At 63.6% G+C, this 23,702-nt stretch carries 21 protein-coding genes and 2 tRNA genes; 9 read left to right on the top strand and 14 right to left on the bottom strand.

What is annotated here, in order from left to right:
• Positions 1–30: 30 nt before the first annotated feature.
• The 9 genes from ACP7EG_RS23275 to ACP7EG_RS23235 all read right to left on the bottom strand — a co-directional run bounded on the left by ACP7EG_RS23275 (position 31) and on the right by ACP7EG_RS23235 (position 9,813).
• Positions 31–1,017 carry a LacI family DNA-binding transcriptional regulator gene (locus ACP7EG_RS23275; RefSeq protein ID WP_426089482.1) on the bottom strand — a complete coding sequence of 329 codons (987 nt, stop codon included), beginning with the start codon at positions 1,015–1,017 and terminating at the stop codon, positions 31–33.
• 194 nt (positions 1,018–1,211) lie between these two features.
• On the bottom strand, positions 1,212–3,686 hold the full coding sequence (locus ACP7EG_RS23270) for a TonB-dependent siderophore receptor (protein WP_426089481.1): 2,475 nt from the start codon (positions 3,684–3,686) through the stop codon (positions 1,212–1,214).
• Positions 3,687–3,767: 81 nt separating this feature from the next.
• Entirely contained in the window at positions 3,768–4,760 is a 993-nt protein-coding gene (locus ACP7EG_RS23265; protein WP_426089480.1) for a FecR family protein, read from the bottom strand.
• Entirely contained in the window at positions 4,757–5,284 is a 528-nt protein-coding gene (locus ACP7EG_RS23260) for a sigma-70 family RNA polymerase sigma factor (RefSeq protein ID WP_426089479.1), read from the bottom strand. The genes ACP7EG_RS23265 and ACP7EG_RS23260 overlap by 4 nt, the downstream gene beginning before the upstream one ends.
• A gap of 185 nt (positions 5,285–5,469) precedes the next feature.
• Positions 5,470–5,546: transfer RNA gene (locus tag ACP7EG_RS23255), tRNA-Met, on the bottom strand.
• Positions 5,547–5,606: 60 nt separating this feature from the next.
• Positions 5,607–5,683: transfer RNA gene (locus ACP7EG_RS23250), tRNA-Met, on the bottom strand.
• 100 nt (positions 5,684–5,783) lie between these two features.
• Positions 5,784–6,731, bottom strand: a complete 948-nt coding sequence (gene miaA / locus ACP7EG_RS23245) for a tRNA (adenosine(37)-N6)-dimethylallyltransferase MiaA (protein WP_426089478.1) — start codon at positions 6,729–6,731, stop codon at positions 5,784–5,786.
• A gap of 95 nt (positions 6,732–6,826) precedes the next feature.
• On the bottom strand, positions 6,827–8,734 hold the full coding sequence (gene mutL, locus ACP7EG_RS23240) for a DNA mismatch repair endonuclease MutL (RefSeq protein ID WP_426089477.1): 1,908 nt from the start codon (positions 8,732–8,734) through the stop codon (positions 6,827–6,829).
• A 140-nt stretch (positions 8,735–8,874) separates the two neighbouring features.
• Positions 8,875–9,813, bottom strand: a complete 939-nt coding sequence (locus tag ACP7EG_RS23235; protein ID WP_426089476.1) for a peptidylprolyl isomerase — start codon at positions 9,811–9,813, stop codon at positions 8,875–8,877.
• Between the two features lie 248 nt (positions 9,814–10,061).
• On the opposite strand from ACP7EG_RS23235, the gene ACP7EG_RS23230 reads away from it, so the two are divergent.
• A complete protein-coding gene (locus ACP7EG_RS23230; protein WP_071075583.1) occupies positions 10,062–10,712 on the top strand; it encodes a VTT domain-containing protein in 651 nt (216 codons plus the stop codon).
• 155 nt (positions 10,713–10,867) lie between these two features.
• Positions 10,868–11,914: a carbonic anhydrase gene (locus tag ACP7EG_RS23225; RefSeq protein ID WP_426089475.1), complete on the top strand. Its 1,047-nt coding sequence runs from the start codon at positions 10,868–10,870 to the stop codon at positions 11,912–11,914.
• On the opposite strand, the gene ACP7EG_RS23220 is transcribed toward ACP7EG_RS23225, so the two are convergent.
• Genes ACP7EG_RS23220 through tsaE form a run of 3 tightly spaced genes read right to left on the bottom strand, consistent with a single transcriptional unit; the run spans position 11,911 to position 14,610 of the window.
• Positions 11,911–12,747 (bottom strand): D-hexose-6-phosphate mutarotase, encoded by an 837-nt coding sequence (locus ACP7EG_RS23220; RefSeq protein ID WP_426089474.1) that lies wholly within the window; start codon positions 12,745–12,747, stop codon positions 11,911–11,913. The genes ACP7EG_RS23225 and ACP7EG_RS23220 overlap by 4 nt on opposite strands.
• Before the next feature lie 13 nt (positions 12,748–12,760).
• Positions 12,761–14,158 (bottom strand): N-acetylmuramoyl-L-alanine amidase, encoded by a 1,398-nt coding sequence (locus ACP7EG_RS23215; protein WP_426089473.1) that lies wholly within the window; start codon positions 14,156–14,158, stop codon positions 12,761–12,763.
• A complete protein-coding gene (gene tsaE, locus ACP7EG_RS23210) occupies positions 14,122–14,610 on the bottom strand; it encodes a tRNA (adenosine(37)-N6)-threonylcarbamoyltransferase complex ATPase subunit type 1 TsaE (RefSeq protein ID WP_426089472.1) in 489 nt (162 codons plus the stop codon). Before tsaE ends, ACP7EG_RS23215 begins: the two co-directional genes overlap by 37 nt.
• 78 nt (positions 14,611–14,688) lie before the next feature.
• On the opposite strand from tsaE, the gene queG reads away from it, so the two are divergent.
• From queG to ACP7EG_RS23190, 4 genes are all read left to right on the top strand, one after another.
• Positions 14,689–15,780, top strand: a complete 1,092-nt coding sequence (gene queG, locus ACP7EG_RS23205) for a tRNA epoxyqueuosine(34) reductase QueG (RefSeq protein WP_426089471.1) — start codon at positions 14,689–14,691, stop codon at positions 15,778–15,780.
• Positions 15,781–16,054: 274 nt separating this feature from the next.
• On the top strand, positions 16,055–16,702 hold the full coding sequence (locus tag ACP7EG_RS23200; protein ID WP_426089470.1) for a PadR family transcriptional regulator: 648 nt from the start codon (positions 16,055–16,057) through the stop codon (positions 16,700–16,702).
• Positions 16,703–16,724: 22 nt separating this feature from the next.
• Positions 16,725–17,552 carry a siderophore-interacting protein gene (locus ACP7EG_RS23195; RefSeq protein WP_426089469.1) on the top strand — a complete coding sequence of 276 codons (828 nt, stop codon included), beginning with the start codon at positions 16,725–16,727 and terminating at the stop codon, positions 17,550–17,552.
• Positions 17,552–17,710 carry a hypothetical protein gene (locus ACP7EG_RS23190; protein ID WP_426089468.1) on the top strand — a complete coding sequence of 53 codons (159 nt, stop codon included), beginning with the start codon at positions 17,552–17,554 and terminating at the stop codon, positions 17,708–17,710. Before ACP7EG_RS23195 ends, ACP7EG_RS23190 begins: the two co-directional genes overlap by 1 nt.
• Here the strand turns inward: ACP7EG_RS23190 and ACP7EG_RS23185 are convergent.
• Together ACP7EG_RS23185 and ACP7EG_RS23180 are read right to left on the bottom strand one after the other, a co-directional pair.
• Positions 17,699–18,283, bottom strand: coding sequence for a response regulator transcription factor (locus ACP7EG_RS23185; RefSeq protein WP_071075589.1), 585 nt, complete (start codon positions 18,281–18,283; stop codon positions 17,699–17,701). The genes ACP7EG_RS23190 and ACP7EG_RS23185 overlap by 12 nt on opposite strands.
• Positions 18,284–18,301: 18 nt before the next feature.
• A complete protein-coding gene (locus ACP7EG_RS23180) occupies positions 18,302–20,335 on the bottom strand; it encodes a sensor histidine kinase (RefSeq protein ID WP_426089467.1) in 2,034 nt (677 codons plus the stop codon).
• A 136-nt stretch (positions 20,336–20,471) separates the two neighbouring features.
• On the opposite strand from ACP7EG_RS23180, the gene ACP7EG_RS23175 reads away from it, so the two are divergent.
• The 3 genes from ACP7EG_RS23175 (at position 20,472) to ACP7EG_RS23165 (ending at position 23,429) form a co-directional block, all read left to right on the top strand.
• Positions 20,472–21,464: a TRAP transporter substrate-binding protein gene (locus ACP7EG_RS23175; RefSeq protein ID WP_426089491.1), complete on the top strand. Its 993-nt coding sequence runs from the start codon at positions 20,472–20,474 to the stop codon at positions 21,462–21,464.
• 115 nt (positions 21,465–21,579) lie between these two features.
• Positions 21,580–22,152: a TRAP transporter small permease gene (locus tag ACP7EG_RS23170; RefSeq protein ID WP_071075592.1), complete on the top strand. Its 573-nt coding sequence runs from the start codon at positions 21,580–21,582 to the stop codon at positions 22,150–22,152.
• Positions 22,149–23,429, top strand: coding sequence for a TRAP transporter large permease (locus ACP7EG_RS23165; protein ID WP_099762241.1), 1,281 nt, complete (start codon positions 22,149–22,151; stop codon positions 23,427–23,429). Before ACP7EG_RS23170 ends, ACP7EG_RS23165 begins: the two co-directional genes overlap by 4 nt.
• Positions 23,430–23,702: the final 273 nt, after the last annotated feature.

Here is a 23,702-nt window from a genome sequence, read left to right as displayed (position 1 = left end):
GCATTGCGCCATCTGCTGTGCTTGAATCGATTAGCGTGTCGTGCCGCGCCGCACCAGGGTGACGGGCACTTCCTTCAGGCGGCCCGGCATGGCAAATTTTTCCATGCGCTCGACCAGGCTCTTGACGGCGCGGCGTGCCAGTTCGCCCGCATCCTGGCGGATGGTGGTCAGCTGGTAGGCGTCCAGCGCCGCCATGGGAATGTCGTCGAAGCCGATCACCTGCAGTTGCGCGGGTACGTCGATGCAGTACTTGCTGCGCGCCGCGTCGATGAAGCCGCAGGCGATCAGGTCGGTCGCGCAAAAGACGCCGTCAGGCAGCTTGCCCGAGGCGAGCAGGGCGTCGGCCGCTTCCTGGCCTGCCTGGTAGCCGATGGCGTCAGCCAGGTATTCGCCAGCCGTGCAGCGTTTCTTTGCCACGGCCGGCGCCAGGTGTTCGAGGAAGGCCTTGCCGCGCGCGATGCCGCTGAAACTGCTGGCGCGCGTGTTGATGAAGGCCAGCCGTTTGGCGCCGCTGTCGAGCAGGGTGCTGGCGGCCAGTTCGCCGCCATGGCGGTTGTCGCTGTTGACCACGTCCACACCTTTCAGATCGCGCGCGCGGTTGATCATGGCCACCGGTACTTGCCGCTGCAGGTATTCTGTCGCCACGGCGGACGGCGGCGAGCCGGACGTCATGATGACGCCGGAAATCTTGTAGCTGAGGAGGATGCGCAGCAATTCGCTGAGGCGTTCGGGATCTTCCGCATTCATCAGCAGCGGCACGAGCGCATGTTCGCTCAGGCTGCGCGTGACTTCACCCAGCAGGGCCACGCGGAACGGGTCCGTGAAGCCCGTGATGACGACGCCCACCAGGTTGCTTTGTCCCTGGTTCATGCTGCGCGCCAGGATGTTGACCTGGTAGCCCAGCGACTGCGCCGCTTCCATCACGCGGGCCCGCGTTTCGGGCGCCACGCTGGCGCCCGGTGTGAACGTGCGCGAGACGGCGGAGCGCGAGACGCCGGCCCGTTTGGCGACGTCCACCGAAGTGACCCAAGACTTGTCTTTTTGTTCCATTGACGGTGTAGATGAATGAGAGGCCGATGCACGATGCGGTGCGGCGCAATGCCGCGCCATCATCTTAGCCGAAAATCCCGGCCGCGGCGCGAACTGAATGCCAGTCTCAAGGCCAGTCACGCAGCGCGGCCATTGTGCCGGTGCTCAGCTTCTCAATCGTCTTACCACTTCGGCGTGTACTTCAGGGTGAGTTGCACGTTGCGCGGGTCGCCAAAGTAGTTATTCGAACCGGTGGTGTTGTAGGCCGGAATGATGTAGCGCTTGTCGAAGACGTTGTTGACGTTGACCGACAGGGCCACCTGCGGCGTGGCTTGCCAGGCCAGGCGCGCATTCCAGATCGAGAAGCCGGCAAGCTTGAAGGTGCGCTCGGTATCGACCGTATGGCTTTGCATGTTCACGCCGGCGCCGACGCTGAACTTGTTCCACTCACCTGGCAGGGTATAGCCGGACCACAGGCGCAGCATGTGCTTCGGCGTCCAGGTCGAGAAGACCTCGCCCTTGTTGTCGGGATCGTCGAGATAGGTCGTCGTCGTATAGGCATAGCCGGCCGACAGCTGCAGGCCGCGCGCCACTTCGCCGGCCACTTCCGCTTCCAGGCCCTGGCTGCGCACCTTGCCCGAGGCGCGCGAGCAGTACCAGCCGTCGCAGGCGAAACCGGCCGCGTAATCGTTGACAGCGCGGTCCTTGTGCTCGTAGCGGAAGATGGCCAGCGAGGTATTGACTTTACCGTCCAGCAGTTCGCCCTTGACGCCCGCTTCGTAGCTGTCGCCCGTGATCGGCTTGAGAATCCCTCCCGCCGCGTTGCGGTTCGTCTGCGGCTGGAACACGCCCGTATAGCTGGCGTAGGTGGACCATTGCGGCGTCAGCGCATACATCAGGGCTGCCGATGGCGTGAACTTGGCCGTGACGTTGGTGGTGTCCGCCGTGCCACCCTGGGGGGCATACACGAAGTCATACCAGCTGAAACGCCCGCCCAGCAGGGCTTTCAGATGGCTTGTCAGCTGGCCGTTCCAGGTGCCGTACAGGCCTTTCTGGCGCATGTCGTAGGTGCTGTTGGAGCTCACACCGCGCGCGGCGATGCTGTCGAAATCCTGCCACGGGCGGTGATGATCGATATTGAAGATCTGCGCGCCTTGCGTCCAGGCGCGCGCATAGCGGTCGTCGGAATGGAACTTCACATAGCTGGCGCCCACGACGACTTCCTGCGCGATGCCCAGGCCATCGAATTTGCCGCGCATAAAGGCGTCGATGCCGCGCTTCTGGTTCTTGAAATCGGTGGAGAAGTCGCCGTACATGGAACCGCTGCCATTGGCCTTGATTGTGCCAGCCATGCGCTGGTGGGTCGAACTGGTGCGTTCATCGACGCCCAGCGCGGCCGTCTTGAAGGTCCACTGGCTGTTGAAGTGGTGTTCCAGGTCCAGGTTGACGGTGGTCTGTTCCACCTTGCTGCGGTTCCAGTCGGCGCCCGTATAGGTCGAACGGGGCAATCCCAGCTCGCTGCCGTCGGCGTAGCGCGCCAGGCCGATGAACATCGGGCGGCCACGCCCGTTGACGTTGCTCACGGCCAGGCCCAGGGTGGTGGCGGGACCGAGGTCGTAGTCGAGCGCCGCATACACGGTGCGGTTCCTGCTCCACACCTGGTCGATGAAGGAGTGGCTGTCGTCTTCATCGACGATGGCGCGTCCGCGCAGGCTGCCGTCCGCATTCAGCGGCGTGCTGACGTCAAGCTGGGCGCCGAAATGGTCCCATGAGCCGGCGCGGCCCGTGAGCGCGACCTGGCGCGTGGCCAGCGGGCGCTTGCGCACCAGATTGACGGAGCCGCCCGGGCTGCCCGTGCCTTCGAGCAGGCTGGAAGCGCCGCGCAGCACTTCCAGGCGGTCGTAGATGACCATGTTTTCCTGGCCCCAGTTACCCAGTGCATAGGTATTGCGGTCGATGGGCACGCCGTCGTACTGCCATTGGTCGATCTGGAAACCGCGCGCCGTGATCACCACGCCCGGTCCCACGCCATGCACGCCCACCACGCCGGTGACGTTGTTGACGGCTTCGCGCAAGTCCGTGATGCCCTGGTCGTCCAGGCGCTGGCGCGTCAGCACGCTGACCGATTGCGGCATGTCCTTCATCGACTGCTCGCCCTTGCCGAGGGTGATTTTGCGCGCCGTATAGGAGCCGCTGCCTTCCGTGGTGGCGCCTTGCTCGGCCTGGCCGACGATGGTAATCGAGGGCATGGTGCGCTCGGCCGCCGAGGCGGCACCGGCCGCCGCCGTGGGGGCGGATGCCGGCGCGGCCACCAGTACATAGCCGGTCGCCGTCTTGCCGATGGCGTAGCCGCTGCCGCGTAGCAGTACGGCAAAGCCGTCATCGATGGTGTAGCTGCCCTGCAGGCCGGCCGTGTGCAGCCCCTGCACCTTGGCCGAGTCGATGACGATGGACACGCCCGTCTGCTGGGCATAGCGATTCAGGGCGCCGGCCAGCGGACCGGCGGGGATGGCGTAGCTGGCGACCGCCGGTGCAGCCTGGGCCAGCACCTGGGCGTGCAGGCCGGCGCCGGCCAGCAGCAGGGCAGCCAGGGCGAATGGATGCAGCCGCGTGCGCAGCGCGCGCGGGGAGGAAACGGTAAGGATACGAGCGGACATGGTGACAGCCTTTTTTGATTGATCTCAGCTGCCTTGACGCACGAGATGCGCAAAGTGGAACCACGAACGCAAAAAATACATTTATTTCTTTGCGGGGGCGCTGGCGGGGGCGTCCACCATCACCAGGTAGCGCGTCAGCATGCGGATGCGCAACTGCGGGAAATTGTCGATGAGTAGCTGCAGCGCCTTGTCCGTGTCGTCCAGCGGCAGCACGGCGGCCACGCGGATGCCGGCGATCTGCGTCCGGTCGTAGTGCAGCTGGCCTGGGCGGTGACGCGCCAGTTCGTCGAGCACCTCGGCCAGCGGCAAGTCGTCGACCACCAGTTGGTACGCGCGCCAGGCATCGTGCACGCTGGCCGCATCGATGGTTGTCAGTGGCCCGACGCCATCGTCCGTGATGCGCGTGCGCTGGCCCGCCTGCACCACGACGGCCGGATGTTGTGGCACCTGCGCCAGCACCTTGGATTCCAGCATGCTCAGGATGGTGGCGCCATCGTCCCTGCGCACGGTAAAACGCGTGCCCAGCGCGCGGATCGCCGCCTGGCCGCTGTCGACGAAGAAGGGGCGCTGCGCATCCTTGGCTACGTCGACGAGGATGTCGCCACGCACCAGCTCCACATGCCGCTCGCCCGCAGTGAAATGCACGTTGACGGCGCTGTTGCTGGCCAGGGTGAGGCGGCTGCCATCGGCCAGGGTATGCGTGGACCATTGCCCGGTGGGGCTGCGCAGGTCGGCCAGCAGGTAGGCGGGGCGCTCGCCGATGAGCAGCGCACCGGTCAGCAGCAGCACGGCCACGGCGCTGGCGGCGGCCAGCTGGCGCAGACGCTTGGGCGCGATGGCGGCCAGGGCGGCGCGCGCGGGCCGATGGTCGCCGCCGGCCGGCTCGCGCACGGCGCTCAATTGACGCAGCAGGTTTTCCATGCCGGCGGCCGCTGTCGCGTGCAGCGGGTCGGCCGCCTTCCACGCGGCGAAGCCGGCCTGTGCGGTGTCGCGCTCGGCCGGGTCGTCGGCGCTCAGGCGCACGATCCAGTGCGCGGCCTGCTCGGCTGCCACCTCGGTGCGGGGGCTATTCATGCCGCCATGGCCGGGCAGGCGTGGCGGCAGGCCAGCAAGGCTTGCACCAGGTATTTTTGCACCATGCGCGTGGAGACGTTCAGTTGCGCCGCCACGGCGGCCTGCGATTGCTCTTCCAGGTAGTGCAGCAAAAAGGCGTCGCGTGCCCTGGCCGATACGCCGGCCAGCGCCGTGGCGATCTGTTCGAGCGCTTGTACGGCCATCAGGATTTCGTCCGGCGAGGGCGCGCCGGGCAGGCTGTCGGCCAGCAGGGCCAGTTCCGCCAGGTAGCTGCGCTCGAGTAGTTGGCGGCGCGCGCGGTCCAGCAGCAAGCGCTTCGCCGTGGTGGACAGATAAGCGCGCGGCTCGCGCATGCCGAACAGGGCGTCGCGCGAGGCAATGATGCGCACAAACGTATCTTGCGCCACATCGGCCGCGCCATGCGGGCAGCTGAGTTTTTTGCGCAGCCAGCCGAGCAGCCAGCCGTGATGCTCGCTGTAGAGCGACTGCACTTGCTGTTGCAGGCTGGGCTGGGCGATGGACATAAGGTTAGTCAAAGATATGAATGAGAATTATTCTCATTGTAAGCGCCAGTGGCGGCTTGCCACAATCCCCGATTGCTTGCGGATGGGGCAGGTGTTGCGCGCAGGCCGCATGCGCTGCGGCGCCGGAAATGAAAAAACCCGCCGCTGCACGGGGGCAGGGGCGGGTTCTTCATACTGCAAATTCTTGGTGGTGATAGGTGGACTTGAACCACCGACCCCAGCATTATGAATGCTGTGCTCTAACCAACTGAGCTATATCACCAAACAGACCGGTCAGACCGGATGCTGGTTTTGATCAGTAAAAAACCTGATCGATGTTCTTTGGTGGTGATAGGTGGACTTGAACCACCGACCCCAGCATTATGAATGCTGTGCTCTAACCAACTGAGCTATATCACCCAACAGCCGAGCATTATCCAGTCTTCCCATTTCCTTGTCAATGCCGGCCATGAAAAATCTGTGGATTTTTTGTGTGCTGCAGCGTTCATGATTATTTCGATTATTTCATTAACGGCTGGATCTGCGCCAGCATGGACGCGGCCGGGTCTAAGCCCAGGCAATCGATGACGATGCGTTCCGGCATCGAGCGCAGCCAGGTCAGCTGCCGTTTGGCCAGCTGGCGCGTGGCGATGATGCCCGTCTCGCGCAGGGTGGCGCGGTCGATGCGGCCATCGAGGTACTCCCAGGCCTGGCGGTAGCCCACGCAGCGCATGGATGGCAGGCCCGGATGCAGGTCGCCGCGCCGGCGCAGCTGCTCCACTTCGTCGAGCAGGGCATCGTTTTTCAGCATGAGGTCGAAGCGCGTGGCGATGCGCGCGTGTAGCACGGCGCGGTCCGATGGCTCCAGCGCGAACGATTGCAATTGAAATGGCAGCACGGTTTTTTCACGCCGGGCCAGCAGGGCCGACATGGGCTGGCCGGACAGGGCGATGATTTCCAGTGCGCGGCCGATGCGCTGCGCGTCCTGCGGCGCCAGGCGCGCGGCCGTGATGGGGTCTTGCTGCGCCAGGCGCGCATGCATGGCGGGCCAGCCGATGGCGGCTGCATCTTCCTCCAATTGGGCGCGCAAGGCAGGATCGGCACCGGGCAAGTCGTCGAGGCCATCGGCCAGGCCCTTGAAGTACAGCATGGTGCCGCCGACCAGCAGCGGCAGTTTGCCGCGCGCGCAGATTTCGCTCACCAGGCGCAGCGTATCGTTGCGGAACTGCGCCACGGAATAGGCGTCCAGCGGGTCGATGATGTCGATCAAATGATGTGGGACCTGGGCCAGTTCTTCTTGCGACGGCTTGGCCGTGCCGATATCCATGCCCCGGTAAACGAGGGCAGAATCGACGGAAATGATCTCGGACGGGATGGCTTGTGCGATGGCCAGCGCACTGGCCGTCTTGCCGCTGGCCGTGGGGCCCATGATGGCGACGGCCAGGGGGAGGTGTGGGGGGATTGTCATGGTGGTCTGTGTTTTGTGTGATGCAAACCCCAACGTCAAAATACCGGGGTCGGACCCTGACGGTCCGACCCCAGCCTTTGCTGCTGGGGTTGAAATTATTGCCCGCGCAGGAACAATTTATCGAGCGCATTGATTTCGACCTGCACCCACGTGGGCCGGCCATGGTTGCACTGGTCGGCGCGCTCCGTGCTCTCCATCTGGCGCAAGAGGGCGTTCATCTCCTGCACTGACAGGATGCGGTTGGCGCGCACGGCCGTGTGGCAGGCCAGGGTGCCCAGCAATTCGTTCTGGCGTTCGATCAGCACGCGCGAGCCGCCGTATTCGCGCACGTCGCGCAGCACGTCGCGCGCCAGGGTTTGCGCGTCGGCGTTTTTCAGCAGGGTCGGCACGGAGCGCACGGCCAAGGTGGTGGGCGACAGGGCGGCGATGTCGAAGCCCAGCGCTTTCAAGGTGTCCTGGTTTTCATTTGCCGTCGACACTTCGATGGCGTCCGCGTAGAACGTCACGGGTATCAGCAAGGATTGCACCTGCATGTCCTGGCCTGACACCTGCGCCTGCAGCGCGTTCTTCAGCTGCTCGTACAGGATGCGCTCGTGCGCGGCGTGCATGTCGACCAGCACCAAGCCCTTGGTGTTTTGCGCCAGGATGTAGATGCCGTGCAGCTGGGCCAGGGCAAAGCCCAGCGGATACTCTTCGCGCGCCATCGCTTCGGGCGAGGCGATGTAGGGCTCGACCTGCGTGACCGGAGAACTGGCGGCGGCGCCGCCGAACAGGGCGCCATAGGCTGCCGTGTCTTGCCCCACGCCTGGCGCGTCGGCAAAGAAGGGGCGGGCCGCGCCGGGCGATGCTGGTGCAAAGGTATTCGTGAATTGTGTGCCGAACGATGTCTGCGTCTGCTCGCGGCGCCAGATGCCAGAGCCACCCAAACCCGTGCCCGCAGTATCTCCGCCGAGGCTGGAAGCGGCCGGCAGGGGCGCCGGCACGCTGCCAAACGCCGTAGCCGAGGTTTGTGCCAGCGCGCGCTGCACCGCGTGGAAGACGAATTGGTGCACGGAGCGGCTGTCGCGGAAGCGCACTTCGATCTTCGACGGGTGCACGTTGACGTCGACCAGCGCCGGGTCGAGGTCGAGCGCCAGCACGTACGATGGAAAACGGTCGCCATGCAGCACATCCTGGTAGGCCATGCGCACGGCATGCACCAGCAGCTTGTCGCGCACGAAGCGCCCGTTGACATAAAAGAACTGGCCATCGGCGCGCGCCTTGGATGCCGTCGGCAAGCCGGCAAAGCCGTGGATGCGCAGCGTGCCGGCCGATTCGTCCAGCGCCAGGCGCGCCTCGGCGAAGTCATTGCCCAGGATGTGGGCGCTGCGCTTGGCCAGTTCGCTGATATTCCACTGGTCGATCGTGCGGCCGTTGTGCGACAGCGAGAATGACACGTCCGGTCGCGCCAGGGCGATGCGGCGCACGACTTCGGCGCAGTGGCCGTATTCCGTCTGCTCCGATTTGAGGAACTTGCGCCGCGCGGGCGTGTTGAAATACAGGTCTTGCACGTCGACCGTGGTGCCGTGCGCGCCCGACGACGGCGAGACGCTGCCATTGTGCGAGCCGACGATTTCCCACGCATGGGCGGCGTCCGCCGTGCGCGAGGTCAAGGTGACGGCGGCTACCGAGGCGATCGAGGCCAGCGCCTCGCCGCGAAAGCCCAGGGTGCCCACGTTTTCCAGGTCGTGCAGCGAAGCGATCTTCGAGGTGGCGTGGCGCGCCAGGGCCAGCGGCAACTGATCTTTATCGATGCCGCGCCCGTTGTCGGTAATGGCGATGCGTTTCACGCCCCCTTCTTCCAGGCGCACGGTGATCTGCGTGGCGCCCGAATCGAGCGCGTTTTCCAGCAACTCCTTGACCACGGCCGATGGCCGCTCGACCACCTCGCCAGCGGCGATTTGCGAAATCAACTGGTCAGGCAGGGCCTGGATCGGGCGGTGGGGCGTGATGGGAGCGTTCATGCCTTGATTATAACGGGTTCGCAAGGGGAGGCGCTGCTGTGCTGATGCCTGTATTTGGGGTCAGACCCTCAATGCCGCTAACGCAAAGTTCAGCGCCAACGTACCCGGGGGTCTGACCCCAGCCTTAGCCTCGGGTTGAGTTACTTCCCCACCTCGCGCACCGGTATCGGCGCATTGCACAGGTCGACGTGGCCGGCAGTGACCTTGCTCCAGGGGCCGCCACGGTGGCGTTGGGCTTCCAGCACGGCCTGGTAGGCGGCGCTGTCGGTGCGCATCACTTCCAGGTTCGCGCGCTGCTCTGGCGGCATGCTGGCGGCCAGGCGGATGGCCTTGATCGGCACGTTTTTCTCGGGGCTGTCATAAAAGCCCATGGGCGCCGTGCCGCGCGGCAGGGTCGACAGCAATGGCATGCCGGAGACGACTCTGCCGACGACCGTGATGTCGCGGTCCAGGTGGCGCGGCGACTGGCCGATGACGGCGTACAGCTCGGTGCCGCCGCCGCTGTCGCTGGCACTGTCGCGGCCCACACCCACGGTGGCATAGCAATGCGTGAGCCAGGCCGTGCCGGTTTTCGGATCGCGCGCGGACGGGAAACCGTTCGAATGGCCCACTTGCGGCGCATAGCCATCGACGTCTGGCAGGCGCGTGAAGCTCTTGATGTTTGTCAAAGGTACCGTGAATTCGCCGGGCAGGGTGCGCCGGGCATGCTGGATCGGCTTGGGATTTTTCTCGTTCGGATCGCCCCACTGCGCCACCCAGTTATCCTGCGCGCGCGTGATGGCCAGGCCGTCGTAATACTGTTCGGCGACCAGGGCCTTGATGTTGGCCACGTGCTTGGGCGCGAAGTCGGGCGCCAGTTCGATCACCACGCGGCCGGCGGGAATGTCCATGTACAGGGTGTTGTTCGGGTCCAGCGCACGCCAGTCGGACGGTTTCGAGGCCTTGATCACGTCCGCCAAGGTCGCCTTGGCGGTCAGTTCGGCGGGCGCCTTGATCTGGACAGGCGCCGCGTGGGCGGACAACTGGGCAAGGCCCAGCACGCTGGCCATGCTCAGGCCGCGCAGTGAATGCAGATACATATTCTCTCCTGGTCGGCGCGGGTTGCACCGGTCAGAAAGTGTATACCGGAATGGCAATATTTCGTTGGAAAAACATTGCAGATAGCAATACTGATAGTGGCCTGCCGAGGCGGCGTTTCCTTAACCTTTACTTAAATTGCCACACCCTCAAGGGCGCCGCATAATTAATCCTGAAATATCGGGCCGGGGACTGCCGTTGCGCTGGCCGGGTGGTGTATGATTCCGCCGCTACCTTTAGGGAAAAATATATGGATTTTGTGCAATTCCTCGACATGATCGTGCATGTCGACAAGACGCTGGGTCTCTTGATCGAGCAGTACGGTACCCTCGTGTACGCAGTGCTGTTTGCCATTATTTTTTGCGAGACAGGCCTCGTGGTGCTGTTCTTCTTCCCTGGGGATACCTTATTGTTTATCGCCGGCGCGTTTTGCGCGACGGGACAGATGCACCTGGGCTTGCTGATTGCCTTGCTGGTGACGGCTGCCGTCACGGGCAACACGCTCAATTACTGGATAGGCGAGGCCATCGGGCAAAGGGTGTTTACCCATGACTACCGCTGGATCAACAAGGATGCCATGCGCCGCACGCATGAATTCTTTGAAAAGCATGGCGGCAAGACCATCATCCTGGCCCGTTTCGTGCCGGTGGTGCGCACCTTCGCCCCCTTCGTGGCCGGCATTTCCGACATGACGCATGCGCGCTTCCAGATGTACAACGTGACGGGCGCCCTGTTATGGGTGGTCGGTCTGGTGACGGCGGGCTACTTCTTCGGTAATATCCCGTGGATCCGCGACCACCTGACCTTGATCGTGCTGATCGGTGTTGGCGCCGCCGTCGTGCCGGTGGTACTGGGCGGCATGTGGAAACTCTACAAGCGCATGGTCGGCAAGTCGGCTTGACGCTGCGTCGATCCAGGGCAAGCACGCTGCGGCGCCGTCCGCAGCTGGCCCTGGATTAACTTTCTTCTCCGCATTTCTGTTTTACTCCCCCGCTGATTCAAGTTTTGTTGCTTCCCAGCCGTAAACCAGAGGGTATTCTCACTTTCTGGATTTCCATGCGACATTTGAGCGCCCTGTTAGCTTGCAGCCTTGCCGCGATGGCGGCCATGGCAAGCGCCAAAGATGCCCCTGCTGCGGCGAGCGCCAGCGCATCCGCGCCCATGTCGGCGTCGGCGCGCGCGGCCGCCATGAAAACCCTGACCGAATCGGTGAAGGGCAAGGAGGTCAAGGGCAAGGAGATCAAGGCGCCTGTCGTCGTCGCGCCCACGGCGCGCGAGAAGGAAGAAGCGGCCGAAGTCGACCTGTCCGAACGTATCGCGGCGCGCCTGGCGGAAATGCGCGCCACCCAGGCGGCCCGCGCCGCCGCCCGCGCCAAGCGCGCCGTAGTGGTGAAAGCGGCACCACCGCCACCACCTCCCGTGGCGCGCGGCACGCACTGGTCGTACGAGGGCGACAGCGGCCCGGCCAACTGGAGCAAGATCAATGTCGACTGGGCCAAGTGCGGCAATGGCAGTCGCCAGTCGCCGATCGATATCCGCGATGGCATGAAAGTGGAACTCGAGCAGATCAGCTTTGACTACCACCCGTCATCGTTCAATGTGGTCGACAATGGCCACACGGTGCAGGTGGGCGTGAGTGGCGGCAATTACATCACGGTGCAGAACCGCATGTTCGAGCTGCAGCAATTCCATTTCCACCGTCCGTCCGAAGAGCGCATCAATGGCAAGGCGTTTGAAATGGTGGTGCACCTGGTGCACCGCGATGCGGAAGGCCGGCTGGCCGTGCTGGCCCTGCTGCTGGAACGCGGTGCGCCGCAAGCGACCATCCAGACGGTGTGGAATAACCTGCCGCTGGAAAAATTCGAGACCATGCAACCGACTATCCTGCTCGACCCGGCCGAAATGCTGCCGGCGCGGCGCGATTACTACACGTATATGGGATCGATGACGGAGCCGCCGTGCAGCGAGGGCGTGCTGTGGCTGGTGATGAAGCAGCCGGTGCAGGCGTCGCCGGCGCAGATGGCGCTGTTCAGCCGCTTGTATCCCTTGAATGCGCGTCCAGTCCAACCGGGCAATGGCCGCATCATCAAGGAATCGAATTAAGTAAATTCAAGGTGCTGGCGGCCGCTCCATTCGGCGCCGGCGGCCAGCAGGTCGGGCTGGATCAGCGCCGGCTCGATGCAGATGAAGCGCTGGTATTCGTCGTCGGCCAGGTCGGGCAGGGCGGCCGCGTCTTGCGCGCCCGGGTTCCACACGACGGCATCCGTAAAGCCCTGCTGCTCCAGGCGCAAGGTATGGCTGCCAGAGTGCAGGTGCAAGGCGCCCGGCAACTGGTAGTAGATGCGATCGAGCTTGTCCGCGAATTGCAGCAGCTCTTCCGCCTGCAAGGCATCTTGCGGCGTCTCGTCCGAATAGCGCACGCGCTGCAAGCCGCCAATGCGCGCCTCGCTCAATTGATCGATCGCAAAATAGCTGTGCAGGGCGGCCGAGAACGGAAACGCTTGCTCGCCCGTGTTGTGCACGGACAGACTCAGCTCCAGCGCCTGCGCCTTGACGGCCACGCGCAGGCGCAGGGTGAAGGCCCAGGGCCAGGTGGTGGCGATTGCGTCCGGCAGGTCCGTGTGCTGCAAGGTAAATACCGCATGGGCGGCGCCATCGGCGTCGCCGGTCGATTCCAGCTGCCAGGTCGCCACGCGCGCAAAGCCGTGGCGCATGCCCGTGCCGCGCGCGCCGAACTGGGGGAAGATCACGGGCACGCCGCCGCGGATGGCGCGGCTGCCGTCGAGGGCGGAGTCGCGGCTGCAGAACAGGCGCTCCTGGCCATCGCTGGTCTGCCACGCGACCAGATGGCCGCCATACAGTGTGACGGTGGCCTGCGCGCCATCGGCGGCGCGGATGGTCACGGCCGGCAATTCGCCAAAAGTACTCTTGCTCATGCGGGTGTCCATGTCAGGTCAGACGGCTTTTCGCCAGCGGCGGATTCTTGGCAAAGTAATTTTTGATGCCCGTGACGATGGCGTCGGCCATCTGGTCCTGGTAGCCATTGTCGGTCAGCTTGGCTTCTTCTTCCGGATTCGAGATGAAGGCCGTTTCGATCAGGATGGAGGGGATATCCGGCGCCTTCAGCACGGCGAAGCCGGCCTGCTCGACGGAGCCCTTGTGCAGGCGGTTGATGCCGCCGATTTCGCGCAGCACGGCCTTGCCCAGCTTCATGCTGTCGTTGATCTGCGCCGTCGTCGACAGGTCGAGCAGCACGCTGGCCAGCTGCTTGTCGTGGTTTTTCACGTTCACGCCGCCGATCAGGTCGGCCTGGTTTTCCTTGTTGGCCAGCCAGCGCGCAGCCGTCGAGGTGGCGCCCTTTTCGGACAGCACGAAGACGGACGAGCCGCGCGCCGTCGGCTGGATGAACGCGTCGGCGTGGATCGAGACGAACAGGTCGGCCTGCACCTTGCGCGCCTTTTCCACGCGCATGCCCAGCGGGACAAAGAAATCGGCATCGCGCGTGAGCATGACGCGCATGTTCGGCTGCAGTTCCAGCTTGGTTTTCAGACGCTTGGCAATGGCCAGTACCACGTCTTTTTCGCGGCTGCCCCGGCTGCCCATGGCGCCCGGGTCTTCACCGCCGTGGCCGGGGTCGAGCGCGATGGTAATCATGCGCATCACCTTCTGGCCCGGCAGGGGGCGCGCTTCGGGGCGCTGCTCCGGGCGGATATCGGGCACGGGCGGCACGATGGTCGCCACCGGCGGCGCGATGGCCACGGGCGGCTTGCCGCTGTCGGGCAGGGGCAGCGCGGGTGGCGGCGTATGCGTGCCGGCCATCGGTGGCTTGGCCGGGTCGCTCGACCAGTCGCCCTTTTCGATCATCTGCGCGATCAGGTCCGGCTCGTGCACCGGATACAGATCGAAGATCAGGCGGTGGTTGTAGGAGCCGGCCGGCGGCAGGGTAAACAGCTGCGGCGTGACTTCCTCTTTCAGGTCGAAGACCAGGCGCACCACGTTGGGCCGGTTCTGGCCCACGCGCACCTGCTTGATGTACGGGTCGTTCGACTGGATCTTCGCCACCAGGCCCTTCAAGGTGGGATTGAGCTCGAGTCCTTCGATGTCGACCACCAGCCGTTCAGGGTCCTTGACGATGAAGTGGGTCGCCTTCAGGATGCTGTCGTTTTCCAGGGTGACGCGCGTGTAGTCCTCGGCCGGCCAGACGCGCACGGCGAGAATTTGCGCCGCCATCGCCGACATGGGCGCGAACACGGACAACAGCAGGGTGCCGCCGGCCTTGAGTACCGTGCGCCGGGTGATGGGCGAGGAGATCAAAGGTTCGGGGCGAATTTGAGACGGTGAAGGCATGACAGACCCAATTCAGAAGACGCTTGCAATTCTACATCACGTCCTGTACCCGCAACGTTCAAATAAATATTCAGGTCGGCCGGCGGCAGCACCGGTTCGGCTTTCTCCGGCCATTCGACGATGCAGATATTGCGGCCGTCGAAGTCTTCGCGAAAACCGGCATCGAGAAATTCCTCGGCGCTGCCCATGCGGTACAGGTCGAAGTGGATGACGTTGACGCTCTGGTCATCGAGCTGCAGCGTGTACGGTTCGGACAAGGTGTAGGTGGGGCTTTTCACGTGGCCCGCATGGCCGGCTGCGTGCAGCAGGGCGCGCGTGAGGGCCGTCTTGCCGGCCCCCAGGTCGCCGTGCAGATAGATCGCCAGGCCGGGCGCCAGTGCGCGCGCCAGCGCGGCGCCCAGCGCGGCGGTGCCGGCTTCATCGTGGAGGTGGGCTTTGAAGTGTTCGGTCATGATCTTCGGTATCGCATAAAATGGAGGCTGCTGTCATTGTAACCGCCCGCGCGCCTGCCGTTTTCCGTAAAGTCCCCTATGTCCGCCACCATCACCGATCTCGCCGTCCTGGCGCGCACCATTAAAGAATGGGGGCGCGAGCTGGGTTTTGCCGAGGTGCGCATCGCCGACGTGGACTTGTCGCACATGGAAGCGCCCTTGCAAGCCTGGCTAGCTGCAGGGTATCACGGCGAAATGGATTACATGGCCAGCCACGGCATGAAGCGTGCGCGCCCGGCCGAACTGGTGCCGGGCACGGTGCGCGCCATCAGCGCGCGCATGAATTATCTGCCGCCGGCGCTGGGCCCCGACTGGCGCGCCCACGAAGCGGCGCGCGACGCCGATCCGTCGGCGGCCGTCATTTCCGTGTATGCGCGGGGCCGCGACTATCACAAGGTGATGCGTTCGCGCCTGCAGCAGCTGGCTGAGCGCATCAAGGGCGAGATCGGCGACTTTGGCTACCGCGTCTTCAGTGATTCGGCGCCCGTGATGGAAGTCGAGCTGGCGCAAAAGGGAGGGCTGGGCTGGCGCGGCAAGCACACCTTGCTGATCAACCGCCAGGGTGGTTCCTTCTTCTTCCTCGGCGAGATCCTCATCGACGTGCCGCTGCCCGTCGATCCGCCGGAGATTGCGCGCTGCGGCCAGTGCTCGGCGTGCATCACGGTGTGCCCGACGCAGGCCATCCTGGGGCCGTACCAGCTCGACGCGCGCCGCTGCATTTCCTACCTCACCATCGAATTGAAGGGCGCCATTCCTGTCGAGATGCGCCCTTTGATCGGCAACAAGGTGTACGGCTGCGACGATTGCCAGACCGTCTGCCCGTGGAACAAGTTCGCCCAGCGCGCCGTCGTGCCCGATTTCGACGAGCGCCACAGCCTGGGCAGCGCCGGCATGGTGGAGCTGTTCGCCTGGACGGAAGAGGAATTCAACCGCCGCATGGAAGGCAGCGCGATCCGCCGCATCGGCCACGAACGCTGGCTGCGCAACCTGGCCGTCGGCATGGGCAACGCGGCCGCCAAGGCCCGTGGCCAGGCCGACATTGTCGCGGCCCTGCTGTCGCGCCGCGAGCACCCGTCGGCCATCGTGCGCGAACACGTCGAATGGGCGCTGGCGCTGCACGGCATCGTTTGACCTGCGTTTAAGCTTGTTTCAGGCGCAGCGCCGACCACTTCACTCACCCGCCGCTCCGCCGGCAACCGCGCCAGCAGGGCCGCATGCTCGCTGCCGTCATTCAGCACGGCCAGAGCCTTGGCATTTTTCACAACCATTTTTTCAGCGATGGTTTTGTCGGACATGGCCGGCTTCCGAAGGATGAAAAGCCCGGCATAACAAACTCTCCTTGACTTATCGATATATCGTTATAAAATGGCGATACCTACTAACGATATATCTTTAAAGAGAAAACATGAGAAACTCACACCACGCAGAACACGGCCATTGCGGCCAACATCACCACCACCATCACGGCGAGCATCGCCACGAACACAACCCTGAACACTTCATGCACGGCCGTGGCCCACGCGGCTTTGACGAGCGCGGCGACGGCATGGGCCATGGCGGCCCCGGTGGCAGGGGCGGGCGCGGCGAACGGGCCGAGCGCGTCTTCGGCCGCGGCGACTTGCCGCTGATCGTGCTGGCGCTGATCGAAATCAGCCCCCGCCACGGCTATGAAATCATCAAGGCCATCGAAGAGCGTTGCGGCGGCGCCTACGCCCCCAGCCCCGGCGCCGTGTATCCGACCTTGACCTTGCTGGAAGAGCAGGACCACGTCACGTCCTCCGAAAGCGCCAGCGGCAAGAAGCTCTATACGATCACGGACCTGGGGCGCGCCTATCTCGACGAGAACCGCGCCCAGGTGGACGGCATCCTGGCCCGCCTCGACATGTTCGCCCGCGTCCAGGCGAAAAACGCCTTGCCCGAGCGCGTGCACCAGGCCATGCACACCCTCAAGCATGCGCTGTTGCTGAACAAGAGCAACTGGAGCGAGGCGGAAGCCGAGCGCGTGTCCGCCGTGCTGGAACAGGCGGCGAACGCCATCGTCGACGGCCACTGAGCCCACTTTACAAGGATAAGCAATGACTACCGCATCACCAGCAACACCACGCCCGCATGCCATCGAGCGCGTGCGGCATGACTTGAAACTGCGCGTGCTCACCGTCGTGCGCACCGAGCAACTGACGCCGCACATGCGCCGCATCACCCTGGCCGGCGACGACCTGGACGGCTTTGTCTCGCCGGCGCACGACGATCACGTGAAACTGTTCTTCCCCGCCCCGGGGCAGGCTACCCCCGTATTCCCCGTGCTGGGCAATGGCGCCAACCCGATCCAGTACGCGCAGGGGGCGCGTCCCATCGCCCGCAACTACACGCCGCGCCGTTATGACGCCGAACGGCGCGAGCTGGAAATCGACTTCGTGCTGCATGGCGATGGCCCCGCGTCGCTGTGGGCGGCGCAAGCCGCACCTGGCCAGACCCTGGGCGTGGGCGGACCGCGCGGCTCCATGCTGGTGCCGCTTGATTTCGACTGGTATGTGCTGGTGGGCGACCAGACGGCCCTGCCGGCGATTGCCCGCCGCCTGGAACAGTTGCCGGCCACGGCGCGGGCGATGGCCGTGATTGAAATCGTCGAAGACGGCGAACAGGTCGCGTTGGACAGCGCGGCGCAGCTGGACGTGCGCTGGGTGGCGCGCAATGGCCGCAAGGGCCCGTTGCTATTGGAAGCGTTGGCGCAAGTCGCCTTGCCGCAGGATGGCGACGGCTACGTGTGGGTGGCGTGCGAGCATGCGCAGGTGCAGGGCTTGCGCGGGCATTTTATTGACGCCGGCGTGCCGAAGCGGCATCTGCATGTGGCCAGTTACTGGAAGCATGGGGCGGCCGAGCATCATGAGCATCATGATGAGTGATGGTGATGGTGGTGGTGGTGGTGGTGGTGGTGGTGGTGGTGGTGTCGGGTTACGCGCTGCGCGCTAACCCGACCTACCCCGACCTACATTGCATTGTAGGTTGGATTGGCGGCGCGCAGGCGCCGCGTAATCCAACGTTACCGCAATTATTTCAATAACCCCGCCAGCTCCACCGCCGTCTTGACCTGCATTTTGTCGAAGATATGCGCGCGGTGGACTTCCACGGTGCGCATGCTGATGCCCAGCTTGTCGGCCACCACCTTGTTCATCTTGCCCGCCAAAATCAGGTCCAGCACTTCGCGTTCGCGCATCGACAGGGTGGCCAGGCGCGCGTGCACGGCGGCCAGCTCGCCCGCCTGGCGCGAGTTGGCCAGGCCCTGCTGCACGCGGTCCATCAGGTCGTTGTCGTTGAACGGCTTTTCAAAGAAATCGAAGGCGCCCCGTTTCAGGCTGTCGACGGCCATCGGCACGTCGCCGTGGCCGGTGAGGAAAATCACCGGCAGGCGCGCCGTCAGGTCGCGCTTGACCAGCTGGTCGAACAGGGCGATGCCGTTCATGTCGGGCATGCGCACGTCGAGCAGCACGCAGTCGCCGGCGGCGTCGAAGTTGCCGTCGAGGCTATCGAGGAATTGCTGGGCGCTGGCGTAGATGCGCGCGTCGATGCTGCGCGAGGCGGCCAGCCAGGACAGCGAGTCGCGTACGACCTCTTCGTCGTCGATGATGTGTAGCATGGTGTCTCCGGCTCGTCGTTATTGGTTATTGGCTATTGGTTGGTGCTTGGTGCGCGGCGCGGCCGGCACGCTGAATGTAAAGATAGTACCGCCTGCGGGGTTGGCGCCGAAGGTCAGCGCGCCGCCGTGAAATTCAATGGCGGTGCGGCAGATGTTCAGGCCCATGCCCATGCCTTCGGACTTGGTCGAGAAAAACGGCGAAAACAGCCGCTCGGCCACGTCTTGCGGGATGCCGTGGCCATGGTCGATCACGTCCACCGTCACCATGCCTTGCTGCGCGTCGTGGCTGGCCCGCAGGCGCATGATACGCCGTCCGGGCGCCGCGTCCTGCATCGCCTCGATGGCGTTGCGCGTCAGGTTCAGCAGTACTTGTTCGATCATCACGGGGTCGGCACGCAGCAGCGGCAGGTCCGGCGGCAGCTCTTCCTGGATGGTGACATAGTATTTGCGTGCCTGCAGGTCGATCAGCGCGCGGATGCCGTCGATCAGCGTGCGGATGGCGATATCCTGGCGCTGCGGTTCGCTCTTGCGCACGAAATCATGCACGCTGCGGATGATCTGTCCGGCCCGCTGCGCCTGCGCGCCGGCCTGCTCCAGCGCCGGCTTCAGGGTGTTCGGATCGATGGGCGCGTCATGCTCGATGGCGCGGCGGATCAGGTTCAGCGCGCCCGTGGTGTAGCTGGAAATGGCCGCCAGCGGCTGGTTCAGTTCATGCGCCAGCATCGAGGCCAGTTCGCCCATGGTGGCCAGGCGCGAACTCGTCTGCAGCTTTTCCTGCTGCTGGCGATTCAGTTCCTCGACCCGCTTGCGGTCCGAGATATCGAGCACGGAGCCCATCCAGCCTGTCTGCTTGCCGTTCTTGTCCACCAGCGGCGCTTCGAAGATCAGCACGGCCACGCGTGTGCCGTCGGGGCGCTGGAAATAGGTTTCGAACTGCGGCGTGGGATTGCCGGCCAGCGCCTTGACGAAGCGTTGCTGGTATTCCTCCAGTGCTTCCGGCACCCAGTAGGGCATGGGTGGCAAACGGCCCAGGATTTCCTCGGCCGGATAACCGACGATCTGGCAGAACGCTGGATTCACATACGTGACGCGGCCTTCCAGGTCGCGCGCGCGCATGCCCGTCACCAGCGAGTTTTCCATCGCCGTGCGAAACAGCATCTGCTGGCGCAGCGCTCCTTCGGCCACCAGGCGGCGCGAAATATGCCGCCACAGGGCCAGCAAGCTCCACAGCAAACCCAGCGACAGGGCGATGACGGAGCCGACCAGCAAATTGGGCAGCAGCTTGGGCTGGCTTTTCACGCTGTCGGTAAACAGGGTGATGCTGGCACCGGGCACGTCGAGCGCGCGCTTGTGCGTGTACACGCCGTGGCCGGGACCGGCGGCGGCGCGCCGTGCCAGCACCTTGTCGTCGCGGTCGATCAGCGAAATCTGGTTATCCTGGGCAAACCACCACGGCACCATTTCATCGAGCAGGCTGCTGATCTGGTAGGTGGCCACCAGGCTGCCCACATAGCGCTGGCCATCGAACAGGGGCTGGTGGTAATCCATCAGCATGGCGCCCGGCGGCGCGTCGGGAAAGCCCGTCTGCTGCGAAGGCTGGGCGTATTGCCCCCGGTGCAGGCGGCGCGCATTGTCGGCGGACGTCAGCGAAGCCGGCGAAAACGCCAGGGCGTGCGGCAGGCTGTTGTCGCTGCTGGCCAGCACCTTGCCGCTGGTGTCGAGCCACAGCACACGCTGCAATTCGCGGCCATTGCGCAGCATCTGCTGCAGCCGTTCGTGCACCTTTTCCGCCGACAGGGAGCTGCTGGCGATGTCCACGCCCAGGTTGAACAGGCTTTCCTCGTTGCGCGCCAGCTGGAAGCGGATGGTTTGCTCCACCCACAGGGTGTCGGCGATCAGCTGCTCCTGACGCTCGTTGCTCTCCATCTGGCGCGCCTGCCAGGGCAGCCAGAACAGGATGGACAGGAACAGCAGCAGCAGGATGACGGGCAGCAGCCAGCGCATCGGGCTCGATAGCTTGAAGCGGCGTGCAAGGGTGGGGGGAGTCGGCATGGCTGGCAGGGTAGCGGCTTATCGGGAGCCGGCTATTGTGGTTAACCACAATAGCCGGGACAGTTTCTTTGGCACAATATTGAAGTAGACAAATAATAAAGTTTTTAAAAAAACCACTCAGGAGACAAGAATGCAGATGAAAACCATGTTCGTCGCACTGTGCGCAGCCATCGGCGCCACCGCCGGCGTCCACGCTTACGCGCAAGCCCCCATCGTCATCAAGTTCAGCCACGTCGTGGCGACCGACACGCCGAAAGGCCAGGCCGCCGAGCGCTTCAAGCAGTTGGCCGAAAAAGCCACGAATGGCAAGGTCAAGGTCGAACTGTACCCGAACAGCCAGCTCTACAAGGACAAGGAAGAACTCGAAGCCCTGCAGCTGGGCGCCGTGCAGATGCTGGCGCCGTCGCTGGCCAAGTTCGGCCCGCTGGGCGTGAAGGAATTCGAAGCCTTCGACCTGCCTTACATCTTCCCCACCAAGACGGCGTTGTACAACGTCACCGAAGGCGAAATCGGCAAGAGCCTGCTGAAAAAACTGGAACCCAAGGGTATCACGGGCCTGGCTTACTGGGACAATGGCTTCAAGGTGATGTCGGCCAACAAGCCACTGCACAATCCGGCCGACTTCAAGGGCCTGAAAATGCGCATCCAGTCGTCGAAGGTGCTCGACGCGCAAATGCGCGCGCTGGGCGCCAATCCGCAAGTGCTGGCCTTCTCTGAAGTGTATCAGGCGCTGCAGACGGGCGTGGTCGATGGCACGGAAAATCCGCCATCGAATATGTACACGCAAAAGATGCATGAAGTGCAAAAGCACGTGACCGTATCGAACCACGGTTACCTGGGCTACGCCGTCATCGTCAACAAGAAATTCTGGGATGGCTTGCCACCCGATATTCGTGCTCAGCTGGAAAAAGCCATGCGCGAAGCGACCACGTTTGAAAAAGCCATCGCCCAGCGCGACAACGACTTTGCCCTCGACGCCATCAAGAAAGCGGGCAAGACGCAAATCTATACCTTGACGGTGCAGGAACAGGCCGAGTGGCGCAAGGCCCTGGCGCCCGTGCAGAAGGCCATGGAAGGGCGCATCGGCAAGGATCTGATCTCGGCCATCAACAAGGAAAGCGCGAAGTAATCGCGCTGGCCGCGCCACCCGGCGCGGCTGCCAGGGACATCCTGTCTTTCTGTAGCAACGGCACCTGCGCGTCCTGCGCGGGTGCCAGCGTACCCGCATTCTTTGAAAGTCCACCATGAAATTTCTGGATCACCTGGAAGAGTGGCTGATCGCGTCCCTGATGGGCGCAGCCACCTTCATCATCTTCGTCGCGGTCGTGCACCGCTACCTGGCAGGCTTGCCGATACCGGTCGTGCAGGACTTCCTGATTCAAATCAATACCAGCTGGGCCCAGGAACTGTGTATCTATATGTTCGTCTGGATGGCCAAGTTCGGCGCCGCGTATGGCGTACGTACGGGCATCCACGTGGGCGTCGACGTCTTGATCAACCGTATGAACCCGCGCTGGCGCGACCGCTTCATCGTCTTCGGCCTCGGCGCCGGCGCCCTGTTTACGGGCATCGTCGGTACCTTGGGCGCCAGCTTCGTGTGGTCGATCGGCCACACGGACCAGACTTCGGCCGACATGGAAGTGCCGATGTGGCTGGTCTACCTGGCCGTGCCGCTCGGTTCCTACCTGATGTGCTTCCGCTTCCTGCAAGTGATGGTGCATTTCATCAAGACGGGCGCCTTGCCCAAACACGACCACTCGCACGTCGAGGGGCTGGAAGAGGAATTGACGGCGGAAGAAAAAGGAGCCAAGGCATGAACGCGCTGATTATTTTTGTGTTGCTGCTGGCGCTGATGCTGACCGGCATGCCGATTTCCATTTCGCTGGGCCTGACGGTACTGACGTTCCTGTTTACCATGACCAGCGTACCCATCGAATCGGTGGCCCTGAAGATTTTCACGGGCATCGAGAAGTTCGAGATCATGGCCATTCCGTTCTTCATTTTGGCGGGCAACTTCCTCACGCATGGCGGGGTGGCGCGGCGCATGATCAACTTCGCCAGTTCCATGGTGGGCCACTGGCATGGCGGCCTGGCGCTGGCCGGCGTGATGGCGTGCGCGCTGTTTGCCGCCGTTTCCGGCTCCAGCCCCGCCACCGTGGTGGCGATCGGTTCCATCATCCTGCCAGCCATGGTCAAGCAGGGCTATCCACGCGGCTTCGGCGCCGGCGTCATCACCACCTCGGGCGCGCTGGGCATCCTGATTCCACCGTCGATCGTGATGGTGATGTATTCGGTCAGCACCAACACCTCGGTGGGCAAGCTGTTCATGGCGGGCGTGATTCCCGGCATGATGCTGGCCATGCTGCTGGGCCTGACCACCTGGTTTTTGGCGCGCAAGCACAACTATCCACGCATGAAAAAAGCCAGCTGGGGCGAACGCTTCATCACCTTCAAGAAGAGCGCCTGGGGCCTGCTGCTGATCGTCATCGTCATGGGCGGCATCTACTCGGGCGCGTTTACGCCCACGGAAGCGGCCGCCATGGCTGCCGTGTATGCCTTCATCATCGCCGTCTTCGTCTACAAGGACTTGAAGATCAAGCAAGTGGGCAAGGTCTTGCTCGATTCGGCCGCCATGTCGGCGATGTTGTTGTACATCATCACCAATGCCGTGCTGTTTTCGTTCCTGATGACCAGCGAAAACATTCCGCAAGCGATGGCCGAGTGGATCACGGGCAAGGGTCTGGGCGTGATCAGCTTCTTGCTGGTGGTCAACGTCCTGCTGTTGTTGGCTGGTAACGTCATGGAGCCGTCCTCGATCGTGCTGATCATGGCGCCGATTTTGTTCCCCGTCGCCATGAAGCTGGGCATCGATCCTGTGCACTTCGGCATCTTGATCGTGGTCAATATGGAGGTCGGCATGTGCCATCCGCCCGTGGGCCTGAACCTGTACGTGGCGTCCGGCATCACCAAGATGGGCATTTCGGAGTTGACCGTGGCCGTGATGCCGTGGCTGCTGACGATGCTGGCCTTCCTGATGCTGATTACCTACGTACCACAAATCTCGCTGTGGCTGCCAAATTTAATTTACAACTAAAACAGTTGTCCCCGTCATGGTGCAAAAAAAGTCGATCCGGCCGAATAAATGCGCTATGATGGGCAGCCTTAAGGGGAAACACGTATATGCTTATACGCCCTGGTAGCAAGGCTGAAATACAAAATTGGCAACAAGGTTGGTGGGGGAGTAGTCTATAAAAACGGTATTGATACCGGGGATATATTGAGGAGACACACGTTTCACAGAAGTTGTTGAGTTATCGCTGTCTGCCGCCACAAGCCGGCACCGGCGGACCCAAACGACCGGGAACGT

It is taken from the genome of Janthinobacterium sp. PSPC1-1 (assembly GCF_049897625.1).
Classification (GTDB): Bacteria; Pseudomonadota; Gammaproteobacteria; order Burkholderiales; family Burkholderiaceae_D; genus Janthinobacterium; species Janthinobacterium tructae.
This window is presented reverse-complemented; position numbering and strand designations above follow the sequence as displayed.

Coding starts and splice junctions, on each gene's coding strand:
- ACP7EG_RS23180 (WP_426089467.1), bottom strand. CDS start 20,335: ATGCCGACTCCCCCCACCCTTGCACGCCGCTTCAAGCTATCGAGCCCG.
- ACP7EG_RS23200 (WP_426089470.1), top strand. CDS start 16,055: ATGAGAAACTCACACCACGCAGAACACGGCCATTGCGGCCAACATCAC.
- queG (WP_426089471.1), top strand. CDS start 14,689: ATGTCCGCCACCATCACCGATCTCGCCGTCCTGGCGCGCACCATTAAA.
- ACP7EG_RS23220 (WP_426089474.1), bottom strand. CDS start 12,747: ATGAGCAAGAGTACTTTTGGCGAATTGCCGGCCGTGACCATCCGCGCC.
- ACP7EG_RS23170 (WP_071075592.1), top strand. CDS start 21,580: ATGAAATTTCTGGATCACCTGGAAGAGTGGCTGATCGCGTCCCTGATG.
- ACP7EG_RS23190 (WP_426089468.1), top strand. CDS start 17,552: ATGGTGATGGTGGTGGTGGTGGTGGTGGTGGTGGTGGTGGTGGTGTCG.
- ACP7EG_RS23225 (WP_426089475.1), top strand. CDS start 10,868: ATGCGACATTTGAGCGCCCTGTTAGCTTGCAGCCTTGCCGCGATGGCG.
- ACP7EG_RS23270 (WP_426089481.1), bottom strand. CDS start 3,686: ATGTCCGCTCGTATCCTTACCGTTTCCTCCCCGCGCGCGCTGCGCACG.
- ACP7EG_RS23260 (WP_426089479.1), bottom strand. CDS start 5,284: ATGTCCATCGCCCAGCCCAGCCTGCAACAGCAAGTGCAGTCGCTCTAC.
- ACP7EG_RS23165 (WP_099762241.1), top strand. CDS start 22,149: ATGAACGCGCTGATTATTTTTGTGTTGCTGCTGGCGCTGATGCTGACC.
- ACP7EG_RS23265 (WP_426089480.1), bottom strand. CDS start 4,760: ATGAATAGCCCCCGCACCGAGGTGGCAGCCGAGCAGGCCGCGCACTGG.
- mutL (WP_426089477.1), bottom strand. CDS start 8,734: ATGAACGCTCCCATCACGCCCCACCGCCCGATCCAGGCCCTGCCTGAC.
- miaA (WP_426089478.1), bottom strand. CDS start 6,731: ATGACAATCCCCCCACACCTCCCCCTGGCCGTCGCCATCATGGGCCCC.
- tsaE (WP_426089472.1), bottom strand. CDS start 14,610: ATGACCGAACACTTCAAAGCCCACCTCCACGATGAAGCCGGCACCGCC.
- ACP7EG_RS23235 (WP_426089476.1), bottom strand. CDS start 9,813: ATGTATCTGCATTCACTGCGCGGCCTGAGCATGGCCAGCGTGCTGGGC.
- ACP7EG_RS23195 (WP_426089469.1), top strand. CDS start 16,725: ATGACTACCGCATCACCAGCAACACCACGCCCGCATGCCATCGAGCGC.
- ACP7EG_RS23230 (WP_071075583.1), top strand. CDS start 10,062: ATGGATTTTGTGCAATTCCTCGACATGATCGTGCATGTCGACAAGACG.
- ACP7EG_RS23185 (WP_071075589.1), bottom strand. CDS start 18,283: ATGCTACACATCATCGACGACGAAGAGGTCGTACGCGACTCGCTGTCC.
- ACP7EG_RS23175 (WP_426089491.1), top strand. CDS start 20,472: ATGAAAACCATGTTCGTCGCACTGTGCGCAGCCATCGGCGCCACCGCC.
- ACP7EG_RS23215 (WP_426089473.1), bottom strand. CDS start 14,158: ATGCCTTCACCGTCTCAAATTCGCCCCGAACCTTTGATCTCCTCGCCC.